This is a genomic window from Coleofasciculus sp. C1-SOL-03 (genome assembly GCF_040220555.1).
Taxonomy (GTDB): domain Bacteria; phylum Cyanobacteriota; class Cyanobacteriia; order Cyanobacteriales; family Coleofasciculaceae; genus Coleofasciculus.
The window spans coordinates 1-24,142 of record NZ_JAVJUO010000009.1 but is presented as its reverse complement, the minus strand read 5'-3'; the positions used below and the strand labels follow the sequence as shown (position 1 = coordinate 24,142).

Below are 24,142 nucleotides of genomic sequence, written 5' to 3'. Positions count from 1 at the left end.
AGTTCTATCATTCCCAGTTATTTTTGAATATAAAATTTTGATTCAAATCATTTAACCCCCTCTGCGCCCCTCTGCGCTAACCTCTGCGCCCTCTGCGTTAAAAAACCACAACATTGATAGAATCAGACAAATACCATAAATTAACCCATTATTTTCAACCGCCCCGCCACATAGCTTTTCACCGCCTCAGCCGAATCAAACTGTAACACCTCCGGCGCGATCGCATCAACGTCTGCCATTGTCCAGAGAGCAAGCCCCGCCTTAATTCTGGGTATCGCGGCTGGATTCAGACTCAACTCATCCACACCTAACCCCACTAAAATGGGTATCGCTAAAACATCCCCAGCTAACTCCCCACAAACAGCAACAGAAATCCCCACTTTATGGGCAGCCTTTACCGTCTGCTGAATCATTCGCAGCACCGCAGGTTCAAAGGCATCAGCTAAGGCTGTTACCTGAGTATTCGTGCGGTCAGCCGCCATGACATATTGACTCAAATCATTCGTGCCAATACTGAAAAAGTTTACCTCTGCTGCCAGTTTATCCGCAAGGGCTACCGCTGCGGGAACTTCTACCATAATCCCAATTTCAATGGTCTCATTAAAGGGAATCTCTCTTTCGCGTAAATCAGCCTTCACCTGGGCAATTAGCTGTTTCGTGGCGCGGATTTCCCCGACTGAGGTAACCATGGGCAATAAAAGTTTAATCGGATGTTCATGACTTGCCCGAAGAATGGCACTCAACTGAGTTTTAAATAAGTCGGGACAGTCGAGTAATACTCGAATTCCCCGCCATCCTAAAAAGGGATTATCTTCTTGAGTTTTATCCAGGTAAGGGAGAGACTTATCGCCGCCAATATCTAGGGTACGGATAATCAGAGGATGCGGCGAAATAATTTGGGCGATCGCGCGATAGATTTCTTCCTGTTGTGCGGCTGTTGGTGCTTCCTCTTTCTTCAAATACAGGAATTCACTTCGTAGTAATCCTACCCCATCTGCACCATTGGATTGGGCAAGTTGGGCATCAGTGACATTAGCAATATTTGCCATAACGTTTATCCGATGTCCATCGCGGGTGCTAGCGGGTTGTTGGGCTTTGGCTTTTAACGCTGCTGCGGTGGCTAACTGCTTGTCTCGCAGGGTTTCGAGTTGCTGAATTTGGGCAGTATCGGGTTCTATCCAAATCTGACCCGTTTCTCCATTTAAGCCAATTACTGTACCATTTTCTAGGCGTAATAGGTCATATCCTACACCCATAACCGTGGGAATACCCCGCGATCGCGCTAAAATTCCTAGATGAGAGGTTGCGCCTCCAGTGGCGGTACAAATCCCCATAATGTTTGTTAAATCAAGCTGCATCAGTTGTGAGGGACTTAAGTCGTTTGCCACTAAAATAGTCGGATTTGATAATTGAAGAAGCGGTAATTCTTCCCCGATCAGCAGCCGCAGTACCCGTTGTCCCACATCCGCAATATCAGCCGCCCTAGCTTGTAAATAGGAGTCTTCTATCTCTTGATAAGAAATAATTGTCTCATTGATAACCGCTTGCCAAGCAGCAACAGCACTTTTTTGTTCATCAAAAACATGTTGATGAATCGCATCCAGTAATAGGGGATCAGACAAACAGAGTAAATGAGCATCAAATATGGCAGCTTCGGCTTCTCCAGTTACCTTTGCTGTCTTTTGACGGATTTGCTGAATCTCAGATTTAGCGGTTGAAAGGGCTGTCTGTAATTGTTGCCATTCGGCTTCAGGATTATCCGTGAATTGTGCGGCAACGGGGAGGGAGAATTGAGACAGGATACTCTCATTTTTTTTTCCATCCTGTAAGGAATCAACCGGATAGAATAGAATCGGTGCGATCGCGATTCCTGGGGAGACGGGGATACCGGATAAATTATGGGGAATTGACGGTTGAGAATCGGAATATCGGGATTTGCTGTCTGATTCGGTAAATTGATCAGGGTGAGGGCGCAAGCCTTGCGCCCCTACCGCCCCTACCGCCCCGACATTTTGAATGGAGTCTGACTCACCAAATTTATTCTCCACCAGTTGTTGTAAGGCACTCAAGGCAGCGGCTGCATCACTTCCGGCGGCAGATATGGCTATTTCATCTCCCTGACGCACCCCTAAAGTAACCACCTGATTAATGCTTTTGCCATTAACTTTTTCAGTTCCTTTGGTAATATTTTGTAACCCGATTTGAGACTGAAATCGGGAACTTGTGGTCACAAATTGAGCGGCTGGACGCGCATGTAATCCGAGGGGATTTTGCACCATTAAATGTATTTCCTGGGTGATTTCTGCCGATTCTATCGGTGATGGTTTCGGTGACACTGAACTTGGATGTTCAACCGATAACTGAGAGGCTTTGGCTGTTAAGGCATTCTGGGCTGCTGCGATTACCGCTTCCAAACTTGCTCCCGTAGCGGCTTGCACGGCGGCGGCGATGGTTCCTTCTACCAGGGGGGCTGCACATAATTTTACATTGGCTTGTTGCTCTGTTGTCAACAACTCCCATGCCATTTCTGCACTGAGGACAGCGCTACCCAAGTCCATCAGCACCAAGACCCCATCTTGACTATAAACGGATGCGATCGCCTCTTGAATTGCCATCACATCTGTACCCAAGGGATTTTCAGCATCATCGATTCCGGCTGCACTAGCCAGAGGTACGGCGTTTTGTACCATTTGCCTTGCTAATTCTTGCACTCCTGCGGCGAGGAGGGCACTGTGAGAAACAATGACTATTCCGACCATACTCCTACATAAAAGCTACTCAAAGCCAATTAACCCTAGTCAAACCTAAGCTTAATGTTACCGTCATTTGTCCTTTGAACTGTTGGATGTGATATTATTCATCTCCAGGGGGTAGAGGTTCAGGTCGTACTGTTAATTCCAAGGTTTCACCATTCCGTTGTACTTCTAAGAGTAAAGGATTATCAACACCATTGGCTTCAACTAACTGCTGAACGGTTTCCGCCTCGGTCACGGATTGATTGTCAATTTCTTGGATAACATCACCCGCTTGTAATCCCGCTTCATCAGCCGGAGAATTCGGTACAACCCGAACAATCAGGATGCCGTCGTCTAAAGAGCGGCTGTTCGCTTTTCCGGTTGCTTCTGGCTCAAACGATTGGGATGGCGATCGCAGGATTTTGATTTCATGCTGCTTTATTCTCCTTATGGTGCAAATGAGTCGTATAGTTCTTGTTTAAGATTTAGCGGTTCACCGCCGTATTTGTCATCTGTCTAAAGAGTTCTATAGTCTAGATTAGAGCTAACCCCGTTCAGGGCGATTGAAATCGCGGCTACTTGAGAATTAATTTCTGACTGATTAATTAAATAAAACCGGCTTATCTTGGTTTCCGATGAAGTACAAGTTTTCAGTCCGCGAAGGCGGACTTTGTTTGTGTAGCTGCGAATTCCATTCGCCCAATTTGGTTTAAAATTGTGGGAGAGATTTTATGATTGAATCGGGCGCACGTCGGTTTGAATCGGGCGCACGTCGGTGCGCCCCTACGATTTACGGATTACCCAGCATAGGTAACTAATGTAGCGGATATTCATCAAATTATACATAACAATGGATAAATGACTAATGACCCATAACTGATGGATATCCAACTCCTCCTAATTACCCTATTTGCTGCTACTCTCACCATGCTGGCGACAGGTTTGGGTGCTGTACCCTTTTTCTTTTTTCCTAATCTATCCTCACGTTGGTCTGAACGCGGTTATGCTTTTGCCAGTGGGGTTATGCTTGCTGCATCGGTTTTTGACCTGATTTTTCCGGCAATTCAACGCGGCGGTTATATACAGGGGGTCATTGGGTTAGTTGTTGGTACTATCTTTTTTATTATCAGCGAATCCTGGCTAGGCGATCGCGAACCGAAAATTGGAGAAATCCGGGGAGCTTCCGCACGGCGAGTGCTTTTAATTCTGGGAACGTTGTTTATTCATAGTTTCCCTGAAGGTGTAGCGGTGGGTGTGGGATATGGTGCGGGTAAAACTTCCTCACAATTAGGTCTTTTGTTAGCCCTGGCAATTGGCATCCAAAATATCCCCGAAGGCGTAGCGGTTGCTCTGCCTTTGCGGGCTGAAGGTGTGCCTGTTTCCCGTTGTATTCTTTGGGCAATTTTTTCCAGTTTACCTCAACCGATCGCAGCTATTCCAGCTTTACTCGCGGTGTCGTTATTCCAGCAGCTATTGCCTTATGCTTTAGCATTTGCGGCGGGAGCGATGGGTTTTCTGGTATTTACTGAGTTAATTCCAGAAGGGTTAGAAGGGGGGCGTCGCCAGGAAACAGGAATTATTATTGCGTCGGGGTTTTTGCTGATGATGCTGATTCATACGTTGGTTTAATTGGTCATTGGTCATTGGTCATTGATCCTTTGTCCTTTGTCCTTCGTCAGAGTTTTCGGTGACTCCCTTTTTAAAGTTCAATTTTTCCCTACACCCTACACCCTACACCCTACACCCAGTAGTACCTTCAAGTCCCTTGTCACCCCCTCAGCCCTCACCCTCTCACCCCCTCGCCCTCTCACCCCATCTCCCCAATACTTATTCAGCAGACCCTACTTAGCTTTTTTGTATCGCCGTAGCCCTTTATCCAACTCCATTGCCCAAATCACAATCGTACTCATGGCGAGACTGATGCCTAAATCATACAGTGACAACCCTGTGGTAGTAAAAATATCCTGTAAGAAGGGGACATATACCACCGCCAGTTGTAATAAAAAGGTTAAAATAACCGCGCCTAACAAGGGCTTATTTGAAAGTAAATTTAAACGAAATATGGATTCTCGCTCCGATCGCATGCTTTGAGCCAAACCGATGCGGGAAAATGTCAATATACTAAATACCATCGTTTGCCAAGCCGCTTGACCCGTAAACCAATAGTGATAATCAACGACTAATAAAACCAGTCCCAGCAGTAACCCAATCCAAACAATATCTCGACCAACCCCCCGACTAAAGATACTCTCTTGCGGATTATGAGGTGGACGGGACATGACATTCGGCTCCGCTGGTTCGACGCCTAATGCCAATGCTAACAATCCATCAGCCAATAAATTAATCCAGAGAATTTGTAAGGGAAGCAGCGGTAAAGGCATTCCTAAAAATGGCGCTAAGATAATTACCCACAGTTCACCACAATTCCCGGTTAATGTATATTTAATAAACTTACGGACATTATCGTAAATCACTCGTCCTTCTTGAGTCGCTGCTACAATCGTGGCAAAGTTATCATCCAACAGCACCATATCGGCGGCTTCTTTCGCCACATCTGTACCCGTTAACCCCATGGCTACGCCAATCTCAGCTTTTTTCAAAGCAGGTGCATCGTTGACACCATCCCCTGTCATTGCCACAACCTGTCCCCGATTTTGCAGCGCTTGGACAATTTCTAATTTGTTCTGGGGTGAAACTCTGGCATAAATAGACACCTGATCAACTTTTTCGGTTAACTCTGAGGCGGATAGTTTTGCCATATCCTGACCTGTTAGCATTAAACCATTGGTAGAAATACCTACGTCCGAGGCAATATGGCGAGCGGTTAGGGGATGATCACCAGTAATCATGATTGGACGAATTCCCGCTTTCTGACAGGTCAAAACTGCCTGTTTAACTTCCGAACGGGGCGGATCAATCATGCTAATCATACCGATGAAAATCAGGTCTTTTTCGAGAATATCCTCGTCTCGTTCTAGGGGAAGTGTGGCGAGGAGGTGAGAGTCTACAGGACGAACGGCGATACCCAGGACACGGATGCCATTTTCAGCCAGTTGGTTGTTGGCATGAGAAATTTGCTCATACCAGCTATTATCTAATCGAGTAATCTGATCATCGAGCCAAACCTGGCTGGAAATCTCTAAGAGACTATCAACCGCACCTTTGGTAAAGGCAATATAAGGCGTATGATTAAACCGTAATTCCCAAGGCTGAAGCCAACTTAATTCCTCTGGACGTTTATCGGCGGTGGTGGGGAGTTCGTGAACTGTAGTCATCCGCTTGCGTTCCGCGTCAAAGGGAACCTCGGTGATTCGCTCAAACCCATGATCTATATCCGTTTTCCATAAACCAAAACGGGTGGCGGCGACAATCAGAGCGGTTTCTGTGGGATCTCCGAGAACCTGGATTGGGTTGGCTCGCTCCAGATGGAACTCCACGATCGCATCATTACACAGCGTCGCCGCCGTGAGTAGTAAGGCGGCTGTGGGTTCTTCTTTTAACAGTTGCGACTGTTCATCCTTTTCCGAGGGCATCATTAACGCATCGAGTTCTGGCATGGTTAACTCAATTTGCTGCCCAATCATGTCCAGACGAGTCACGGTCATTCGATTTTGGGTGAGGGTACCGGTTTTGTCTGAACAAATCGTGGTGACTGAACCCAAGGTTTCTACAGCGGGTAATTTCCGAATCAGGGCTTTCTGTTTCAGCATCCGTTGAGCGCCCAATGCCAAAGCAATAGTGACGACGGCGGGTAATCCTTCAGGAATCGCCGCTACCGCTAAACTAACTGCCATGAGGAACATTAAGCGCACCGATTCGCCTTGGAGTAGCCCCAACCCAAAGATAACCAGAACTAGAATTAAAATCGCGATCGCTAATACCCATCCCAGTTGATCTAACCGTTGCTGGAGGGGGGTAGCATCCCGTTCTATCCCCTGAATCGCTTTGGCAATCTGCCCCAGTTCCGTCTTCATGCCTGTTTCGGTGACGACGGCTAATGCCCGCCCATAACTAATAACTGTACCCATATACGCCATGTTCTGTCGTTCTGCCAGAGGCAGATTCGCCGTGGCAATCCGTTGGGCAAATTTATCGATGGGTTCAGATTCCCCGGTGAGGGAGGCTTCTGAGGTGCGGAGGTTGGTACTTTCGAGCAACCGACAGTCAGCCGGGACTAAGTTTCCAGATTCTAGGATAACGATGTCCCCTGGTACCAGTTCACGAGCGGACAGTTGTTCCAGGATGCCATCGCGACGCACTTTCACCGTAGGAACCGCCAGCTTTTTCAGCGCCGCGATTGACTGTTCAGCTTGGTATTCTTGGCGAAAACCGAGGATGGCATTAAACACCACAATCGCAAAAATCGCGATCGCATCCTTATATTCACCTAACACCGCCGAAACCACCGCCGCCACAATCAACACCACCACCACGGTTGCCGTAAACTGCTCCCAGAGAATTTTCCAGGGACTTTCCAGGGGGCGATCGTTTAACTCATTGAGTCCGTAGATGTCCTGACGTTGACGAGCCTCGTTGTGACTTAACCCGATGGCGGCATCGGTATTAAGCTGTTTGAGAACATCGACAAGATTAAGAGTATACCAGGTAGTCATTGGTCATTCGTCCTTTGTCCGTTGTCCTTTGTCATTAGTCCTTTGTCTTTTGTCCGGTTCAAAAATAGCCAATGACCAATGACTAAAGATTTAATCCTCTAAATCTTCATTACTTGCCACACTACCGCCACTAACGGTTACCAAGTCAATTTGCTGACGGTAATAATCCACGCTCTTGACTTGAACTTCGACATGATCGCCCAATCGATACGCTGTGCGGTTTTTGCGACCGACTAAACAAGCATGGCGAGAGCGATATTCGTACCAGTCATCTTTTAGGGAACTGACGTGAACCAATCCTTCCACTAACAAATCTTCAATTTCCACAAAGAAGCCATAGGATTGCACGCCTGTAATCAAACCACTGAAGACATGACCCGTGCGTTCTTTCATCTGTTCGGCTTTTTTCAAGCCCTCTAAATCAATCTCCGCATCTTCAGTGAGTTTTTCCCGGTCATTGAGATGGGGAATCAAGGTGCTTAATTGACTTTCTAACTCCTGTTGAGTGTCAGGGGGTAAAACATTCCAGTTAATATTGCCATGGGCGCTACTATGGTGGAGATTGACCCGATCTTTCGACCGAGTGGTACGGCGATCGCGTCCTTCGCTAAAGGTGTACTCTAAAACCCGTTGAACAAATAAATCCCCATAGCGCCACACGGGGGAGACGGCGTGGCTATAGCTGGTATCCAAGGCTAAACCAAAGTGTAATCCAGGCTTAGAACCATAGGCGATCGGTTTTAAGGTTCCCTCAAGTAAGTGATTCAGAACTTTAGCCGCCGTTGATTTCGCCAAGAGTTGGGTCAAGCGCTGATAATCTTGGGACGTGACATCCTCCTCCAAGGATTGCTCGACATCCAGTCCCAAATTGCTGGCTAACTTGAGTAAATCTTCCAGTCGTTCTAAATCGGGAGTTGGATGAACACAATAAATCCCTGGCAAGGATAAAGCGTGTAAATGGGACGCCACCACTTGATTTGCCAGGATCATCAGTTCTGCTAAGAGCGATCGCAACGGCATCGAACCCGAAACCATGATCGCCCCGTGCCGCCCTTCATCTTTACTGTGGGGAAGGGGTCGGGCAATGGCTTCTTTGGGCAGTGTTCCATTCAATTCAAAGGCGCCTCGTTGCTGTCGCACGGCTCTGAGTGCTGGAGATAAGCTGAAGAAGAGTTGCTTGAGTTTGTCTACAATCGGTGCGAGTTCGGGTTCGCTTTCTTCATGTCCGCCCAACAACGCTTGTGCCTGTTCATAACTGAGTTGGTGATCCACTTGGATGACACTGGGTTGAATTTCAAATTCTACCAGTTGTCCAGATTCGGTTAACGTTAGCAGCACGGACTGGGTTAAGCGATCTTCACCGGGAACCAGAGACACCTGAGATAAAAGTTTTTCCGGGAACAGAGGCAGAACCGTATCACCTAAATAAACAGCCGTTCCTCGCTTGCGTGCCTCTCTATCCAGGGGTGAATCGAGGGGTATCCAATGAGCGACGTCGGCGATATGAATGCCTACCTGCCAATTTCCGGTTTTGGTTTTTTCCAGGGTTAAGGCATTTTCAACAATGGCGCTATCTGGGGAGTTTGATTGGTCTTCAATCGTCATCGTCAGCCGCTGTCGCAAATCCAGGCGCTTTTTTAAGTCGGTTTTGCGGAGGGAGTCGGGTAAGGCTTCGACGGCTTGCACTATGGCGTCAGGAAACTGGCGGCGGAGATCGTGTTTACAACAGACGATATCCGTATCGGCGGCGTCTTCGGCATCACTCCCTAGGACGCGAGCCACTTTACCTTGAGGGGGGTTTTGTCCCAGGGGATAGCGCAGAACTTGCACATGAACCAGATGATCTACCGCGTTCTCCAGAGGGGCACTATTGGGTCGTAAATCCAGTTCAAATAGCAGACGATCATCCAGGGGAACCGCATGATAACTGCCATCTTCCGCCTGTCTGACTCGTGCTAGTACCGAGGGATTCACTCGTTCGAGAATCAACCGTACCTGTCCTTCTGGAGAACGGCGACGACTTCCTTCTTTGGTCACTTTCACCAAAACGCGATCGCCATTCCAGGCGGTACTCAGATGATTCTTTTGAATGTAAATATCATCAGCACCTTCAACATCTTGAATCGCAAAGCAAAATCCCTTACTCGAACAGCGCAGTTTGGCTTCGACCACATCCTCTTCATAGATGCGTCGATACCGACCCCGTTCTTTGACTAAAATGCCCACTTTCTCCAGCACATCCAGAGCAATCTGGAGTTTTTGCAGACTTTCAGAGTCATGACACCCGAGTTTCTTCTCTAAAACTTTGGGGGCGACTGACTTGTCCTCGGTCAAATTGGAGAGTAATGTAGCGATTGAAAATTCCATCCAACAATCCTTTTTCTTTGATCCGGCGTTTACTTGAATTTGCCTAGTGGCAATACGCTGACGTGAAGGGCGCTCCCATTTAACTGGGGTAACGTTTGCCTTGCCAATGTTATGCCTCGGTACTTTCTCCAGCACACTGGCTTAACCCTGTACACCTGTTTAATGCTGAAGTTCTAGCAGCTCAGGGCTGGCACACACCCCAAGGTAGGAACTTTAACTCTTGGGCATAACGTAGACCATGTAGGTCTTAGGCTCGTCAGGTATGGGCTTTTTCAAGCCCACGGCTGTAAGCCGAGAGGTTCCTGACAGAATGGGATCTGTCAGAATCAAACCGTCTTTTGCTGACGCGATCGCGATCAAGCGGATAGTGTTTGAGCTATCCAGTTTCAGGTTGACGGACACCTATTAACCCACGACCTGTTACGGATAATTGCCTCCAGGCTGGTTTACTGCACAGCCCCATAACTCAATCATTTTTGCTCCATTAAAGTCCGCATCCCCTAGCCATCCACACACCAAGTTTGTGCATTTAAACTGCTTGTTAGTTCTCTGTCCAATATGCAAGCAACAATGACAGGTCTGGCTGGTATAGGCTGGCGGTATGGCGATCATCTCAATCCCTTCCTTTATTCCTTTGTACTCGATGTCAGCCCCCATTGGGCTTTGATGTCGTGGTAACAAACTGCCTGGATTGAATTTCGATTCGTTAGCTTTGGGTTAACTGTGGCATTTATCGCGTTACAAGCGGCAGCAAAACTTCCCGCCGTTTCCATGAGCAGCCTTTGTTGCTCTTCGGTGGGTTGAAGTCTTACAACTATTGTCAATACTTGCTTCACGTTTATCCAAAACTCACGAAAATGAGTATAATTCAAACTTTAACAGACTGGCAATTCCTCCCCGCGTTGAATCACAGATTACAATGGGGGCTTCCTTGCCGGAGTAGGTGAGTTACACTCAACTGGGACAGTATGTCATTATTGTAGATTCTCGTGTCCCTACCTTGGAAGTCAACTGTCAAAAGTTATGCATTTGTGGCGTTAAATGTCTGTTGGTATGCCGAAGTGCAACAGACGCCAAGAATTGGTAAATTTGTACTAAATCGCCGTTGATTAAAGGGTAGCTTGCACTTACCCCTTCTTGTCCTAGGGAGTTTCCCAAGCCCCAGGACTGTGCTTCGGGTCTATGTAACATTATGTTACATGTTTGTGCAGACAGGCTCTCATCGTACTAATACGACTGTCGCTGTCTATGCCAACTGTCCAAAATGTACCCTGTCCATGTACCGCGTTAAGTCAGTTTTATGAATCCTACATTGAATAAATTTCGAGTTTCTTATCCTCAAGGGAGCCTGATCAGTGATCTTTTAGCGATCGATCATGGTCAATATATTGTGCGCGTCAGCGTGGAAATTGATGGTGTCACCCGATCAACGGGTCTAGCGGCGGCTCAAACGGTGGAATTAGCAGAAGACCAAGCCAGACAACGAGCGATAACCGTATTAGGGGTTGATCGGGAGAATGCAACAGACACCGAAACATCTCCACCTCATCGCCACACCCAAACGCCAGTGGCGGCGGAACCGGAAATTTCCTCATCTCCTCAGTCGAGTCCCAACTCCGCTCCCGCTTTTGCCGCAAAACGTTTAGCATCAACACCGGAGGTTAAAGACACTTCCAGTCCTCGTCCCCTAGAGACTCAGCCGATATCAGCACAACCCACTTCACCCCCCGAACCGACAGAACCCCTCCCAGAGACGGTTGAACCACCTTCCCCAACGGAGAAAAAACCCACCCCAACCTCTGAACCGACAGTAACGTTTCCAGAGACGGTTGAGCCACCTTCCCCAACGGAGAAAAAACCCACCCCAACCCCTGAACCGACAGTAACGTTTCCAGAGACGGTTGAGTCGCTGTCCATAACCGAGGACGTATCAGCCTCACAGACGCCTCTGTTTCAGGAACAGACACCTACCCCAGTGGACGTAACTCCGTCTTCGTTAGAGCCAGACTCAACACCCCCTCCATCTCATACACCTACACCACAGGAAGCTGAAGCCGATATCCAGAGTCAACCCAAATCCGAAACACCCACTGACATGTCCGATATTATTGCCCGAACCAGTGTGGAAATGAAACGGCTGGGGTGGACGACTCAACAGGGACGAGATTACCTAGTTGAAACTTATGGTAAGCGATCGCGTCAGTTGTTAACCGATGAAGAGTTACTCGACTTCTTGCATCATCTCGAATTAGAACCGACACCCGAATAATCAGATTGAGTTTACAGGGGCGGGTTTAGTTTTCGTCTTGCTGTTGATGATCACGTTGGTGCAAAACCCGCCCAGACCGATGTGTAGGGACGGGTTTCACTCTTGCCATTAAATTGGCTAACCCACCGTCACGGGAGTCCGGGTGGCGGAAGGACGCCGATTAATCACCTGATCAATTAAGCGGTACTCCTTAGCTTCCTCGGCTGACATAAAGAAGTCCCGTTCTGTATCTTCAGCAATTCGATCCAGGGGTTGATCGGTATGTTCAGCCAAAAGCTGGTTGAGGCGTTGTTTGTGATACAGAATTTCTTTTGCCTGAATTTCAATATCACTCGCCTGTCCTTGAGCGCCGCCTAAAGGCTGGTGAATCATAATTCTGGAATGGGGTAAGCTCATCCGTTTACCCTTTTCTCCAGCACTCAGGAGAAACGCACCCATACTTGCCGCCAAACCCACACAGATGGTGCAGACATCGGGACGGATTTGATTCATGGTATCGTAAATCCCCATTCCTGCGGTTACGGAACCGCCTGGGGAGTTGATGTAGAGATAAATGTCTTTTTCGGGGTCATCGGCTTCTAGGAACAAGAGTTGAGCCACAATTAAGTTAGCTAAATCTGAGTCAACCTGTTGTCCTAGAAAAACGATGCGTTCTCGCAGCAGACGAGAGTAGATGTCAAAAGCGCGTTCACCGCGACCCGATTGTTCGATAACTGTAGGAATCATGCCAATTACGCTAATCTTAAGCTGATATTCTTTTAGATTGTAGCGATTCATGAACCGCGCCTTACTTCGTGAAGACGCGGATTGCCAAATGGCTTACGTGTCGCACGGATTTTACCCACTGTCTCGATTGGAGGGCAAGAGGATCAATGTATGGAATTTCCTGAAGCTCTGAGTATTATAGGGTAAATGTAGATGCACCCCAGATATATACACTAACCCAACTCGTTCAGAATGAGATGAGGGGTAATACCCCCACCCCCAACAGAAAAATTCAGGTTCTAATAAGCTGACAACTACCAGACTGCTATGGCTCGCAAAAAAAAATCCAGCCGCAAAAAAACCAACAACGAATCTCTGAGGTCGAATGTTGCTGAAACCACAGAGAAATCCGAATCCAGGGAAACAGTTGAGGAATCACCCCAGAACAGTGAGGTTAATCCTCCTGCTACTGAGGAGTCAACCCAGAGTTCTCAGCCAGCCCGTCCTCCAGCTACAGAAGAAACAACCGAGTCAACCTCGGATTCTGCTCCAGCTAATCCTCCCACAGCAGAAGAAAAGGAACCCGATGAGTCAACTCAACCTTCTGCCCTAGCCCGTCCTCCAGCTAGAGAGAATAAACCGGATGAGTCAACTCAACCTTCTGCCCCAGCTAAAGAGAAGAAACCCTATCTAGTCATTAAACCCAAACCTATCCCCGCCAAATCCGTTGAAAAGAAACCATTACCCCCTCCGGTTACAGAAGCGACAAATGAGGCTGGTGAACTGTTTCACAAAGGCGACTCAATTACGGTAAAAGCGCCTTGGGGAGGTGAGGCAACAGCAGAAATTGTAGACTTTTATCAAACCCACAGTGGCAAGATTTGGGCGCAATACAATCCCTTGGACTCTCAACCGAACTGGACTTGGCATAGCGGATGTATTCGTAGCAATCTTTTGGCAAAAGCCACACAAACTGCTCAAGAATGATGAAAGACGACGGAAAGATTGTTCGCAGGCATGGGATAGATTTGATCCAAGACGAGATGGTGATCTTGGGCGATTGCCACAACATCCTCAAGGTCACGCACACCCCAGTCTGGGTTAGACGCCTGCAATGAGGCATCAAAGGCAGCATTACTGGCAGCAGTATGCTGTCCATTGCGCTTGAATGGTCCATATAAATAGAGAATGCCCCCGGCAGGAAGCAAACGACTTGCCCCAGCTATCAGTCCCCAGCAAGCTGACCAGGGGGCAATGTGAATCAGATTAATGCTGACTATCGCATTCAAGGGTGAGGTGTCCCCATCAACAGACGACTCCTTCTCGACAGACCAACTCGGTGTCCGCACATCGATAGCTAGGGGTGGGTAAAGATTATCCGTAGGTTCATAGGTAGACCATGCGGCAATGCTGGCACGCATCTGAGGATTGGGATCAGAGGGTAACCATTGACGCGGCTTTAGACGTGGGGCAAAGAAAACAGCATGTTCTCCAGTGCCACTGGCGACTTCTAAAACTGTACCTTTTGCGGGCAGTACCCGACGTAGAATTTCCAGAATCGGTTCGCGGTTGCGTTGAGTGGCAGGTGCATATTGCCGTGCATCATTCGTTATACTCATAATTTATGCTTATTGATTAGACTTGCCTCATTTCTATCACTTTCCCAGTTCCTCATCTGTGTTGATCAGCAGCCCAGAAGTACGCATCAGTAAGGTAGAACCGAGATCATGGTATAGAAGTGTTTTGGGAGCCAGCCCGAGGTTGCCGGGGACATTCGATGGGGGCGATCGCGAATGTAGTCTCTATAACAGTTAGTTTATAAGCATCTGGGTCTTTGGCGGCTAGAAATTTATGGTTTTATCAGTTAAAATAATATATATAAAGAGCAGCTAAGGGTAAACACAGCAAGAGTCATCTACCAAACGTTGACCAATACGAACGGTACAGCGTCGGCTTGAGGAATGACCTCCAAGCCTTTCTAAAAAGAGCTTGCTACTAACTGGCTCAACCACAGAACCCCTTGCTCAAAACGATATACCAACTCTTCTGTTACCCCTTTTAGCAGCTAACCCTGTTTAAAGTTGTAGGAAAGCCAATTCTTCATTAAGCCGAGTGACTAGACTGAAAAACTCTCAGAATTGAGTTAAGCGCAGAGAACAACGTTTGACTTGATTCTGTAGATGTTGCCTTTGGGTAGCGTCCAATCAAACAACATCTTTGCTTCTTCCTGATTAAAAATTTTATAGCAATCGATTTTAACATGCTGTAACCGGAATAAACGGCTAGATTCCGGCTCAACTCGGCATTGGGGTGCTGTGATCTACCGATTGGTACGCTATCTGAACTTAAGCCCCCCTATGTAAGATTTGCGATGAAAACGATTAAACCCACTAACTCGGAAACATCAACCTTTCAAAACCCCACTATCCAACCCCGTCTAATTCTCCAAGCCATTGCCTTTACTCTGATTTTGTCCTTTAGTGTGGGTCATCTATCCCCCAAGAATAAAGAAATGACGAATCAGTCTCCTCAGGTAAATCCTCAGCTATCTACGGCGATTGGTCATATTGTTTTGCAACATGCATCCGAGCATACGCGAGTGCCTTCCTCAAAACTTAACCTGGTTGAGGTGCAACCCCATACCTGGTCTGATGATTGTCTAGAATTGGTGGAGGCAGAAGCTTCTTGTCAGCCGATGCCTGTATCTGGATGGCAAGTGGCTGTTGCCAAGGGACAACACCGTTGGATCTATCGCACCGATGCTTCTGGTTCCATCGTCAAATTAGAAAGCAGTAATGTTGATCCGGCGAGGGAACAGGCAACAGGGAACAGGGAACAGTAAAGAATATCCTTTCCCTGCCCAAGGTAGCTGCTATAAGCTGAAAGTCCCATTACCTGCCTCGACAAACCCTACCCGACGCTTCAAACTAATCAGAGACGTCCCAATCTGCTGAAATTTCCGGCGATCGCGCAGGTAGAGGGAAGAGTGCCTGAAACGCCGCCTGACGCTGGGGTGAGGGTTCTGGAGCGTTGTCCCACAGGGTTTCGTAGAAAAAGAATGACACCCCAGCAAATCCTCGCTGACGCACAGCTTCAACTTGCTGTTGAATTTGTGATAACGAAATCGGCTTATTTTTTAATCCGACTAAAATCCCGATCCCCACAGGGATATGGCGTCGCGCCGCCTGGACTTCCGGCTGTTCGAGTTCTGCAATAAACCGATCAAAGTCATTGCGATAAATCTGGACAATCAATTCTTCGACTAAACCCCGGCGTTCCCAGGTATACCAATCAGCAAGAAAGAATTCATAGGAAAAATCTTGAGGATTGGGAGACAGGGAGATAATCACATCCGACTTTTGCGCTTTAATCGCTCGGAAAAGTTGGGTTAAGTAATCGGTAATTTTGTTTGCCCGCCAACGTACCCACTCTGGATCTTTGGGATCACGGGGAGGGGATTGACCTTGATGCTCTTGTTGATAAAGCTTAACTGTCAAGGGATCATAACCTAAGTCAGAGGGCAAGCCGAAGTGATCGTCGAATTGAATCCCATCAATATCATAGTTGTTGACTAACTCAACCACTAAATCCTGGATAAACTGCTGCACTTCCGGGTGAAAGGGATTGAGCCAAACGCGATCGTGACTTCCTTGTTGTTTAATCTTCACACCTTGGCGATTTTGCGTCAGCCAATCAGGGTGACGTTGAGCTAACTCTGAGTCAGCTGGTGCCATAAATCCAAATTCAAACCAGGGAATCACCCTCATCTCTTTTTGATGGGCGTGTTGGATGATTTCCTTGAGCATATCTCGTCCTTGGGTTCCCTGATTGGGATCAAGGGATTCATCTAACGGAGTCACCAGTCTCACGGCACGCCCAATTTCCCGTTCGGCAACTTGACTGGGGTAGAGGGTATAGCCCCAATTCCAAACGGTGGGATAGACAGTATTGAAGTTAAGTTGGTCTAGACGTTGAATGGCGTCGGTAATGCCTTGAGTGGAAAATAAGACTTGGCTATCAATATTCGTCAGCCATACCCCGCGTAACTCAGCTTCAGCCGAATTGGGGACTTGAGTATTGTCTTTAGCAATATACTGGGAGGGGATCAATTCAGCGGTTTGAGTCGCTTGACACAAAAAAGCGGCAATCTCAGCCCGACTGGCGTTTTGGTTTGGCTTGAAGGTTTGCACGTTGGGATAATTGACCACAAGCTTATTTTCTACAGCGGCTGCGATCGCGCCTTGGGAATAATTGGGAATCGTGGTAGCATCCTCAAAGGTTGATTGTAAGGTGGCAACGGCAGGTTGCTGGGGAACATACTTCAACCCACTCGCTAGAGAGACTAAGGCTTGCACACGGGGGATCGGTTGATTCGGTTGAAAGATTCCACCCGGATAACCCGCTAAAAATCCAGTTTGATAGGCTTGGCGAATCGCCTGACTTGCCCAATGTTGAGTTGGCACATCGGCAAATTTTCCGCCCGTGCGTATCTCTGGCGCATCCGGAAAGGCTTTACCTAGCATGGCGGCAAATTCAGCCCTAGTGACAGGCGCATCCGGTTGAAAACGACCATCGGGATAACCGCGAATAATCTGCTGCTGTGCTAACTGCTCAATACAGGGTTGCGCCCAATTTCCTTGGATATCGTTCAGCCGCGTTTGAGCATGAGCTAGGGTGGGCAGCCCTAAGGCGAAACCCAAACCAAACATAAACAGAACCATTAACCAAGCCTGATGCCCAAAAGCACGGCTAAATCCCACTAGCCCATCGGCAAAGGCTGTAAATAACGTTTTGACAAATTTTTTCATAAAGTAGCAAGTCGAGAGATATCGCGATTGACAGGCTGCACTCCTTACTGATCAGGAATGACTGACTGAGTTGGGCAAAGGTTGCCAAAGCGACTTGTCGCCGTTAGCTGTCGGATCACGAATGAGGGCATCGGGTTGAGTTTTGAGACTCTGACTGATTCGGAAGGTTAATCGGAAGATTTTTGTATTTGTTGCTACAAACATTTCTGTATTGTTGGTCAACACCATTAGAAGTTGGCAGATAGTTTAATTTTTGTAACATCATCAGGATGGGGTTCTGCCAAGACTTACCCAAAAATTTCACATTTAAAGTGTATTCTGTGAGTAATACTGTCTTTAGGTCAGGAATCTTAGTCGATCTTCCCCTTATGCTGATGATCGCCCCCAGGCGCTTTTAGGATCAACAGACCTAAACGGCTTCACCCATCTCCATCGGCTAGGTTAACAAAACTGGGCGTTAGATGAGTAGAACGGTTCTGTGCGATAAGACAGAAGAGGATAGGGTATACAGCGAGCGTCAGGGGAGATTGAGCGAGTCAGCCTACCATGCGACACCAGAGACTTCCACCCTAGCCCAGGGAATCTGAACTGGATAGAAGTTTTAAGTTTTATTACAATTGAACGGATTGGGGAACCCATTCCTTGTTGTCCTTTATCGGTTTATACTCCTTCATCCAGATGTATTAGAAATTAGGAAGTGGGATTATTTTTTTATTTAAAAGTACAAATAATGCCAGCGAAAAACTCAGATAAAATCCAAGCATTCAAATTAGGACAAACGGTCAGCATCTTCCTATGACTAATATAGAAGCACAAGCTTTCAACCCCAATAACGGACAATCCCTGAGAAAGCTTGCCAGAGCGATCATGATGTCCCAAGGTCACTTTGCCCTGATTTTGGTGTGCTGCAAGTTTTCACCCCAACCGCTATCCGTATTGAACCAGCTACAAGAACTCTCTTCACTTCCTATTCAAGGTGTGATGTTGCGTCCCTCGGTAGATACTTTGTTTACGGCAATTCTCACATCCTTAGATGAACCACCACCACCAGCCGTAGTCGTCTTTGGTCTTGATTCGGTGGTGGCTGTTGATCAAGTCTTGAGTGCGACTAATCTGGTGCGTGAGGAGTTTCGCAAACAGTTCCCTTTTCCACTGGTTTTGTGGATTGATGATCGAATTTTGCAAAAGATGATTCGATTAGCCCCTGATTTTAAAAGTTGGGCAGCGAATCCTATTCGATTGGAATGTTGTAGTCATCGAGCGTTTCACCACGTTTACAAGATGGCTTGCGCTCATGGGAAATAGCAAAACGCTCAGGATGGGATAGGATAAAAGGTGGCTAACTATTAGGATAATTCGGAAAGTCTAGTTAATTATTTATAATTCCACGCTGCGATCGCTAAACATCCCCATCCTATAATAAAGGCGATTCCCCCCAATGGAGTAATTGCACCCAGCCACTTAATGCCACTTAAACTTAAAAAAATCCGAGTTATCGTTAATTTCATAGGAAAGGGGGAGCCAGGATATGGCTGTACAGGGAGACAAGAAAAAAAGGGAATTGCAGACGTAACATACTATTCGGTCGGGGCGGGTTTAGTTACCTTGGGATGAGGGAAAAAACGATAATAGTGAAACCCGCCCCTACACAAAACTCTCCCTCTTCCCCACGGTTTAACTGTTGATCGTTAGCCCATTGAGAGGGCTGACTAGAATTACTGGACTGACGCGGCAGTCTCTAAGCGCCTTCAGTTGCAAGCTGCTTGGGTAAATAACCTAATTCTTCCAGTTTTTGTAGCACTTTGGTGACACTCTCCGATAACTCTTCGAGATCAGTGCGGCATTCCACTTCGGGGTTGAGTGGCGGTTCGTAAGGATCGTCAATTCCGGTAAAGCCGAGAATTTCTCCAGCACGGGCGCGTTTATATAATCCCTTGACATCTCGTTCTTCACAGGTTGCCAAGGGAGCATTAACATAAACTTCTAGAAAATCACCAACTTTTTGGCGTACCTCTTCTCGAATTGCCCGGTAGGGCGAGATAGCCGATACCAAAACGATTACACCATTGCGGGTCAGTAGGTGAGAGACAAAACCGATGCGACGGATGTTTTCGTCGCGGTCTTCTTTGCTAAAACCCAAGCCTTTGGTGAGATTCTGACGAACGATGTCACCGTCTAAGACTTCTAGCTTACACTCCTTCTCTTGCAAGGTTTTGGCTAATGCTTGGGTAATCGTGGTTTTACCCGCACCACTTAAACCTGTAAACCATATCGTTACACCGCGCTGATTCATGATTATTTCTGTCGCTATCCTAAAGCCTACTGTAAGTACAATTTATCCTGTTTTCTCAGGTGAAACACTAATCGTCAAACGGCTGTTTTCTGGAATAACAGCTTGTTTGATGATCAGACTTAGATTTTAACCTGAGTCAAGGAGTTGACAATAGTTTAACTCTATTGTTTCAAGAACCCAACCGACAAAGGTGACATGCTCCCCAACCGAAAACGTTTTGAGCAACTTACAATCGCGAGGCGCATATTGCTGCACCAATTAGCCCAACCTGGGAGTTGATCACAATATGAACCGGAACCTTTTCCAGCAGGGGACTGACCCGACCTTTTTCCGTAAACGTTCGCAAAAAAGTACCATCCTGCATCAAGGGCAAAATCTTAGCCGCAATCCCGCCAGCAATATATAACCCCCCGTAGGGTAAGAGTTTGAGCGCCAGATTCCCAGCTTCAGCACCGTAAGCTTCCACAAACATTTTTAAGGTCTGTTCACTGAGATAGTCACTCTTTTGCAGTGCTGCTTGAGAAATCTCCGCCGCCGGATCAACGCTTTTCTCACTGCGTCCCATTTCCCGTTCCCAGGTTCTGACGACTTGGGCGATATCTGGGGATTCATGGGCAAATTGCCGATCGCGCAGAAATTGGTAAACGGCGACAATTCCTTGACCAGACACGACTCGTTCGGCGGAAATGCGCTGAATATCGTACTTCTCGCGTAAATATTCTAAAAGTTGGAACTCCAGTTCAGTGCGGGGGGCAAAATCCGCATGTCCGCCTTCAGAAGCAAAAACCTGATACCTGTCCTGGTTCTGAATCAGAAATCCTTGTCCTAACCCTGTACCTGCACCAATTACAGCAATTGGCGCATCCGATTGAGGATTAACCTGTTGCAGGGTACATAAATCATCCGCCTCTAAACCGAGAATCCCGTAGCCAACCGCTGCAAAATCATTAAGTAACGTGGTTTTAGCGATCGCGAGTTCTTCCTCTAAGCGTCTAGCGTCCAACACCCACGCTAAATTGGTCAAGTTAGAGGTATCGTTGACCACCGGACCTGCGATCGCAAAACAGGCTTTGGCGATGGTCAGTTTCCGCTGTAACTTTTGTCCCGCTTCTGATAGAAACGTTTGGACGATCGGTACTAAGTCAGGGAAATCACGGCTAGGATAACGGGCTTCATGGAGAACCGATAACGATTCCGACTCTGAATTTTCCACCAGTCGCAAAATCGTTTTCGTCCCGCCGATATCTCCTGCTAGGATTAATGTCATAGAATTTTAACTTTAATGAAATCGAATCACGTCTTCAGTTTGACTGAGGTGGGAAGTATCCCCATTGAGTTCCATCACCCATTTTTCCTCATGACGCACGAGTTTGACTAAACAGCATAACGCCGCGTTCACTTCGGGTTGACCTGGAATTAATCCCCAGGTTGCACCGACAACTGAGGCACCATGACCCACTAATAAGATATCCTCTGCGAATTCTTTGGTCAGCAGATGTGCTGTTTGAGCGGTGCGTTCTAGCACTTTCTCATTTGTTTCTGGATACTGAGGGATGACGCGGGAGGTATAACCCGAATCAATAGAGGGAAAACGCTGTTGTAATTCCTCAACAGACAGTCGTTCTGGCTCTGTTCTCATCCATTCCGGATTCAGCCATTCACTCAAACCCGCCTCTATCTTAATGGGTAAGTCCAGAATCTGAGCAATTTGGTTGGCGGTTTGTACTGTTCGCAAAAACGGTGAGGCAAAAATGTGCTTAATCGTCTTTCCGCGTAACCGTTGACCTAGTTCCCGCGCTTGAACGACGCCATCGTCCGATAAGGGGGGATCATAAGGATGTGCGGCTGTGTTGAACCAGTCAGGGTTAACAAAGTCGAGGCGATTTCCGTGTCGGGCAATCCAGAGGGTTTGAGTCATTCGTTTATGTCCTTCGTCATTTGTCATTCGTCAGGCAATAGGCAATAGGCAATAGGTAAGGTAGAGTTTTGTAGTTAACTTCCCCTGCTGCCCCTGCTTCCCCTGCTTCCTCTGCTCCCCCCGCTTCCAGACGTAGCATGCTACGTCTCTACATTGCTCTCCCCGCTTCCCCTGCTCTAGATGGACGGCTTTTGGTTAAGATATGTTACAATATTTAACGAAGTGTTAGCTCATGTCAGACATAACCGATGAAATAAGCACAGGAAAAAACAAATCGGATAGATAGCCAATTCTAAATCTGGGTTATGGATGGGGGCTTTGACTCACCCAGTCATACATATTTCGAGTTTTCTAATCAATCTATTCCCCCTATTGAAATAAAAATTAACATCTCTCTCATAGAGAAGCGTTCACCCCAACCTGAGGTGAACCCTCCTGAACAGGAGCCGATTTACTTGAACTCCACTCATACTATAGCGATCGCTATGAAAACTGCTCAGACCTCTACAGATCTTGTCCGGACTTACCTCCAAGAAATTGGTCGTGTACCCCTGTTGACCCACGAGCAAGAGATATTATATGGAAAACAAGTCCAGCGTTTAAATGCCTTAGAGCAAACCAAAGAATCGCTGTTTGAAGAACTAGGTTACGAACCAACGCTGTGTGAGTGGGCAAAAGCCTCGTCCCTATCGGAAGCTGAACTACAAGCCTGTATTCAGGCGGGTCAAACCGCTAAGCGCAAAATGGTGGAAGCCAATTTACGTCTAGTGGTTTCCGTCGCCAAGAAATATATCAAGCGTAATGTAGATCTGCTGGACTTAATTCAGGAAGGTACGATTGGCATGCAACGGGGTGTAGAAAAATTTGACCCGACCAAAGGGTATCGTTTTTCCACCTACGCCTACTGGTGGATTCGCCAAGCGATTACCCGGGCGATCGCGGAAAAAGGACGAACGATTCGCTTACCCATCCACATTACCGAAAAGCTGAACAAAATCAAAAAAGCCCAGCGCCAACTCTCCCAGAAGCTAGGGCGTGCCGCCACTATTTCGGAATTGGCGACAGAATTAGACCTCACCCCAAAACAAGTGCGGGACTACCTGGAGAAAGCCCGTCAACCTCTGTCATTAGATCTACGAGTCGGCGATAATCAAGATACGGAACTCGGGGAACTGCTGGAAGACAGCGGACCTTCGCCAGAAGATTTTGCCACCTATTCAGCCATGCAAGTAGATCTGGAGAAGCTAATGGCGGATTTGAGCGAGCAGCAACGTGAGGTATTAATGCTACGCTTTGGTCTAGTCGATGGTCAACCCATGACACTCGCCAAGATTGGCGATCAACTCAAAATCAGCCGGGAACGAGTTCGTCAAATTGAACGGGAAGCGCTGTCTAAGCTTCGCAAGCGTCAAGCCGATATGCGGGAATATATTGCGGTGAGTTAGTCATTTGTCAAAACACTGATTTCACGGATTTATTAGGAAGATAGGGGTAGGGAGGTGAGAGCTTATTGACACTGATTACACAGAGAATTTAGTTCTCTCATCAAGATAGAATGATTGGGATTTTAAGCGTCATTGGTCTTATGTCATTTGTCATTGGTTAGGCTTGAGGACAATATAGATAACTGAATACAAACATCATCAAATCGGAAATACCACCATTGGGACGAAATCGAAAATCGGCAGGTTCATTCACGAGTCTGCCGATTTCATCTGTAGAAAATCAGCGACAAAGCCTCTTAAACTGGTACGCCAAAGCGGGTCGAGACTTGCCTTGGCGAGGTATCAGTGATCCCTATCGGATCTGGATCTCAGAAGTTATGTTGCAGCAAACTCAGGTGAAAACGGTGATCCCTTATTATCACCGTTGGTTGGCTGCATTTCCCACCATCGAGGCACTAGCGACAGCAGATTTACAACAGGTGCTTCTAGCTTGGCAAGGATTAGGATACTACAGTAGAGCTAGAAATCTCCACAAAGCCGCTCAACAAATCATGGAAAACTATGGGGGAATTTTTCCTAATCAACTGAGTGAAGTTTTAGCATTACCCGGAATTGGTCGAACCACTGCTGGTGGAATTCTCAGCGCCGCCTTTAATCAACCTGTGCCAATTCTGGATGGGAATGTGAAGCGAATTCTGGCACGATTGGTGGCTTTACCTGTACCCCCTGCTAAAGCGACGAAACAGCTTTGGCAACTTTCGGAAACATTACTTGATCCCGAACATCCTGGCACGTTCAATCAGGCGTTAATGGATTTAGGGGCGACTCTCTGTACTCCTAAAAACCCCGATTGTTCCCATTGTCCTTGGCAAAGTCACTGTCAGGCGTACAATCTAGGTATTGCATCTAAGTTACCCATGCGTGAAGCTTCTACTCCCTTACCTCACAAAATCATTGGTGTTGCCGTGATTTGGAATGACCAAGGACAA

At 47.2% G+C, this 24,142-nt stretch carries 19 protein-coding genes and 2 pseudogenes; 7 read left to right on the top strand and 14 right to left on the bottom strand.

Annotated features, from left to right (window positions below):
- Positions 1 to 140: 140 nt before the first annotated feature.
- A complete protein-coding gene (gene ptsP / locus RIE73_RS01250) occupies positions 141 to 2,759 on the bottom strand; it encodes a phosphoenolpyruvate--protein phosphotransferase (protein ID WP_446399446.1) in 2,619 nt (872 codons plus the stop codon).
- Between the two features lie 94 nt (positions 2,760 to 2,853).
- Positions 2,854 to 3,153, bottom strand: coding sequence for a PDZ domain-containing protein (locus tag RIE73_RS01245; RefSeq protein WP_446399467.1), 300 nt, complete (start codon positions 3,151 to 3,153; stop codon positions 2,854 to 2,856).
- Between the two features lie 461 nt (positions 3,154 to 3,614).
- On the opposite strand from RIE73_RS01245, the gene RIE73_RS01240 reads away from it, so the two are divergent.
- Positions 3,615 to 4,364 carry a ZIP family metal transporter gene (locus tag RIE73_RS01240; RefSeq protein ID WP_446399445.1) on the top strand — a complete coding sequence of 250 codons (750 nt, stop codon included), beginning with the start codon at positions 3,615 to 3,617 and terminating at the stop codon, positions 4,362 to 4,364.
- Between the two features lie 212 nt (positions 4,365 to 4,576).
- Here RIE73_RS01240 and RIE73_RS01235 read toward each other — a convergent pair whose 3' ends face one another.
- The 3 genes and pseudogenes from RIE73_RS01235 to RIE73_RS01225 all read right to left on the bottom strand — a co-directional run.
- Positions 4,577 to 7,348: a cation-translocating P-type ATPase gene (locus RIE73_RS01235; protein ID WP_446399444.1), complete on the bottom strand. Its 2,772-nt coding sequence runs from the start codon at positions 7,346 to 7,348 to the stop codon at positions 4,577 to 4,579.
- A gap of 90 nt (positions 7,349 to 7,438) precedes the next feature.
- Positions 7,439 to 9,715, bottom strand: a complete 2,277-nt coding sequence (locus RIE73_RS01230) for a ribonuclease R family protein (RefSeq protein ID WP_446399443.1) — start codon at positions 9,713 to 9,715, stop codon at positions 7,439 to 7,441.
- Between the two features lie 420 nt (positions 9,716 to 10,135).
- Positions 10,136 to 10,360: pseudogene (locus RIE73_RS01225) on the bottom strand (zinc ribbon domain-containing protein); the annotation flags it as partial.
- A gap of 655 nt (positions 10,361 to 11,015) precedes the next feature.
- Between RIE73_RS01225 and RIE73_RS01220 the strand changes: the two are divergent.
- Positions 11,016 to 11,984 carry a hypothetical protein gene (locus RIE73_RS01220; protein ID WP_446399442.1) on the top strand — a complete coding sequence of 323 codons (969 nt, stop codon included), beginning with the start codon at positions 11,016 to 11,018 and terminating at the stop codon, positions 11,982 to 11,984.
- A gap of 117 nt (positions 11,985 to 12,101) precedes the next feature.
- Here RIE73_RS01220 and clpP read toward each other — a convergent pair whose 3' ends face one another.
- Entirely contained in the window at positions 12,102 to 12,710 is a 609-nt protein-coding gene (gene clpP / locus RIE73_RS01215) for an ATP-dependent Clp endopeptidase proteolytic subunit ClpP (RefSeq protein ID WP_446399466.1), read from the bottom strand.
- Between the two features lie 306 nt (positions 12,711 to 13,016).
- On the opposite strand from clpP, the gene RIE73_RS01210 reads away from it, so the two are divergent.
- Entirely contained in the window at positions 13,017 to 13,676 is a 660-nt protein-coding gene (locus tag RIE73_RS01210) for a hypothetical protein (RefSeq protein ID WP_446399441.1), read from the top strand.
- Here RIE73_RS01210 and RIE73_RS01205 read toward each other — a convergent pair.
- Entirely contained in the window at positions 13,667 to 14,308 is a 642-nt protein-coding gene (locus RIE73_RS01205) for a DUF938 domain-containing protein (RefSeq protein WP_446399440.1), read from the bottom strand. The two genes, RIE73_RS01210 and RIE73_RS01205, sit on opposite strands and share 10 nt — an antisense overlap.
- 752 nt (positions 14,309 to 15,060) lie before the next feature.
- Between RIE73_RS01205 and RIE73_RS01200 the strand changes: the two genes are divergently transcribed.
- Positions 15,061 to 15,531 carry a hypothetical protein gene (locus tag RIE73_RS01200; protein ID WP_446399439.1) on the top strand — a complete coding sequence of 157 codons (471 nt, stop codon included), beginning with the start codon at positions 15,061 to 15,063 and terminating at the stop codon, positions 15,529 to 15,531.
- A gap of 85 nt (positions 15,532 to 15,616) precedes the next feature.
- On the opposite strand, the gene RIE73_RS01195 is transcribed toward RIE73_RS01200, so the two are convergent.
- Both RIE73_RS01195 and RIE73_RS01190 read right to left on the bottom strand, forming a co-directional pair.
- Positions 15,617 to 17,497: a glycoside hydrolase family 10 protein gene (locus tag RIE73_RS01195; protein WP_446399438.1), complete on the bottom strand. Its 1,881-nt coding sequence runs from the start codon at positions 17,495 to 17,497 to the stop codon at positions 15,617 to 15,619.
- A gap of 51 nt (positions 17,498 to 17,548) precedes the next feature.
- Positions 17,549 to 17,701 carry a hypothetical protein gene (locus tag RIE73_RS01190; RefSeq protein ID WP_446399437.1) on the bottom strand — a complete coding sequence of 51 codons (153 nt, stop codon included), beginning with the start codon at positions 17,699 to 17,701 and terminating at the stop codon, positions 17,549 to 17,551.
- 591 nt (positions 17,702 to 18,292) lie between these two features.
- Between RIE73_RS01190 and RIE73_RS01185 the strand changes: the two genes are divergently transcribed.
- Entirely contained in the window at positions 18,293 to 18,802 is a 510-nt protein-coding gene (locus tag RIE73_RS01185; protein ID WP_446399436.1) for a hypothetical protein, read from the top strand.
- Between the two features lie 68 nt (positions 18,803 to 18,870).
- On the opposite strand, the pseudogene RIE73_RS01180 reads toward RIE73_RS01185, so the two are convergent.
- The 5 genes and pseudogenes from RIE73_RS01180 to RIE73_RS01160 form a co-directional block, all read right to left on the bottom strand.
- Positions 18,871 to 18,978 (bottom strand): annotated as a pseudogene (locus RIE73_RS01180) (DUF423 domain-containing protein); the annotation flags it as partial.
- A 257-nt stretch (positions 18,979 to 19,235) separates the two neighbouring features.
- The gene (gene cysC / locus RIE73_RS01175; RefSeq protein WP_446399435.1) at positions 19,236 to 19,790 is read right to left on the bottom strand and encodes an adenylyl-sulfate kinase; all 555 of its coding nucleotides are present in this window, start codon (positions 19,788 to 19,790) and stop codon (positions 19,236 to 19,238) included.
- A gap of 226 nt (positions 19,791 to 20,016) precedes the next feature.
- Positions 20,017 to 21,057, bottom strand: a complete 1,041-nt coding sequence (locus RIE73_RS01170) for a glucokinase (RefSeq protein WP_446399434.1) — start codon at positions 21,055 to 21,057, stop codon at positions 20,017 to 20,019.
- Between the two features lie 12 nt (positions 21,058 to 21,069).
- Positions 21,070 to 21,708, bottom strand: coding sequence for a histidine phosphatase family protein (locus tag RIE73_RS01165; RefSeq protein ID WP_446399465.1), 639 nt, complete (start codon positions 21,706 to 21,708; stop codon positions 21,070 to 21,072).
- A gap of 16 nt (positions 21,709 to 21,724) precedes the next feature.
- Positions 21,725 to 21,847, bottom strand: coding sequence for a hypothetical protein (locus RIE73_RS01160; protein WP_446399433.1), 123 nt, complete (start codon positions 21,845 to 21,847; stop codon positions 21,725 to 21,727).
- Between the two features lie 346 nt (positions 21,848 to 22,193).
- On the opposite strand from RIE73_RS01160, the gene RIE73_RS01155 reads away from it, so the two are divergent.
- Positions 22,194 to 23,153 carry an RNA polymerase sigma factor, RpoD/SigA family gene (locus RIE73_RS01155; RefSeq protein ID WP_446399432.1) on the top strand — a complete coding sequence of 320 codons (960 nt, stop codon included), beginning with the start codon at positions 22,194 to 22,196 and terminating at the stop codon, positions 23,151 to 23,153.
- Positions 23,154 to 23,371: 218 nt separating this feature from the next.
- Positions 23,372 to 24,142 (top strand): A/G-specific adenine glycosylase (mutY, locus tag RIE73_RS01150; protein WP_446399431.1); only part of this gene is annotated, 771 nt, incomplete at its 3' end.

Bases quoted from the DNA above. Each gene is read 5' to 3' on its own strand.
- RIE73_RS01160 (WP_446399433.1), bottom strand. From the start codon at position 21,847: ATGCTACGTCTGGAAGCGGGGGGAGCAGAGGAAGCAGGGGAAGCAGGG.
- RIE73_RS01165 (WP_446399465.1), bottom strand. From the start codon at position 21,708: ATGACTCAAACCCTCTGGATTGCCCGACACGGAAATCGCCTCGACTTT.
- RIE73_RS01190 (WP_446399437.1), bottom strand. From the start codon at position 17,701: ATGTTTGTAGCAACAAATACAAAAATCTTCCGATTAACCTTCCGAATC.
- cysC (WP_446399435.1), bottom strand. From the start codon at position 19,790: ATGAATCAGCGCGGTGTAACGATATGGTTTACAGGTTTAAGTGGTGCG.
- RIE73_RS01220 (WP_446399442.1), top strand. From the start codon at position 11,016: ATGAATCCTACATTGAATAAATTTCGAGTTTCTTATCCTCAAGGGAGC.
- clpP (WP_446399466.1), bottom strand. From the start codon at position 12,710: ATGATTCCTACAGTTATCGAACAATCGGGTCGCGGTGAACGCGCTTTT.
- RIE73_RS01170 (WP_446399434.1), bottom strand. From the start codon at position 21,057: ATGACATTAATCCTAGCAGGAGATATCGGCGGGACGAAAACGATTTTG.
- RIE73_RS01230 (WP_446399443.1), bottom strand. From the start codon at position 9,715: ATGGAATTTTCAATCGCTACATTACTCTCCAATTTGACCGAGGACAAG.
- ptsP (WP_446399446.1), bottom strand. From the start codon at position 2,759: ATGGTCGGAATAGTCATTGTTTCTCACAGTGCCCTCCTCGCCGCAGGA.
- RIE73_RS01195 (WP_446399438.1), bottom strand. From the start codon at position 17,497: ATGAAAAAATTTGTCAAAACGTTATTTACAGCCTTTGCCGATGGGCTA.
- RIE73_RS01235 (WP_446399444.1), bottom strand. From the start codon at position 7,348: ATGACTACCTGGTATACTCTTAATCTTGTCGATGTTCTCAAACAGCTT.
- RIE73_RS01155 (WP_446399432.1), top strand. From the start codon at position 22,194: ATGAAAACTGCTCAGACCTCTACAGATCTTGTCCGGACTTACCTCCAA.
- RIE73_RS01200 (WP_446399439.1), top strand. From the start codon at position 15,061: ATGAAAACGATTAAACCCACTAACTCGGAAACATCAACCTTTCAAAAC.
- RIE73_RS01210 (WP_446399441.1), top strand. From the start codon at position 13,017: ATGGCTCGCAAAAAAAAATCCAGCCGCAAAAAAACCAACAACGAATCT.
- RIE73_RS01185 (WP_446399436.1), top strand. From the start codon at position 18,293: ATGACTAATATAGAAGCACAAGCTTTCAACCCCAATAACGGACAATCC.
- RIE73_RS01205 (WP_446399440.1), bottom strand. From the start codon at position 14,308: ATGAGTATAACGAATGATGCACGGCAATATGCACCTGCCACTCAACGC.
- RIE73_RS01240 (WP_446399445.1), top strand. From the start codon at position 3,615: ATGGATATCCAACTCCTCCTAATTACCCTATTTGCTGCTACTCTCACC.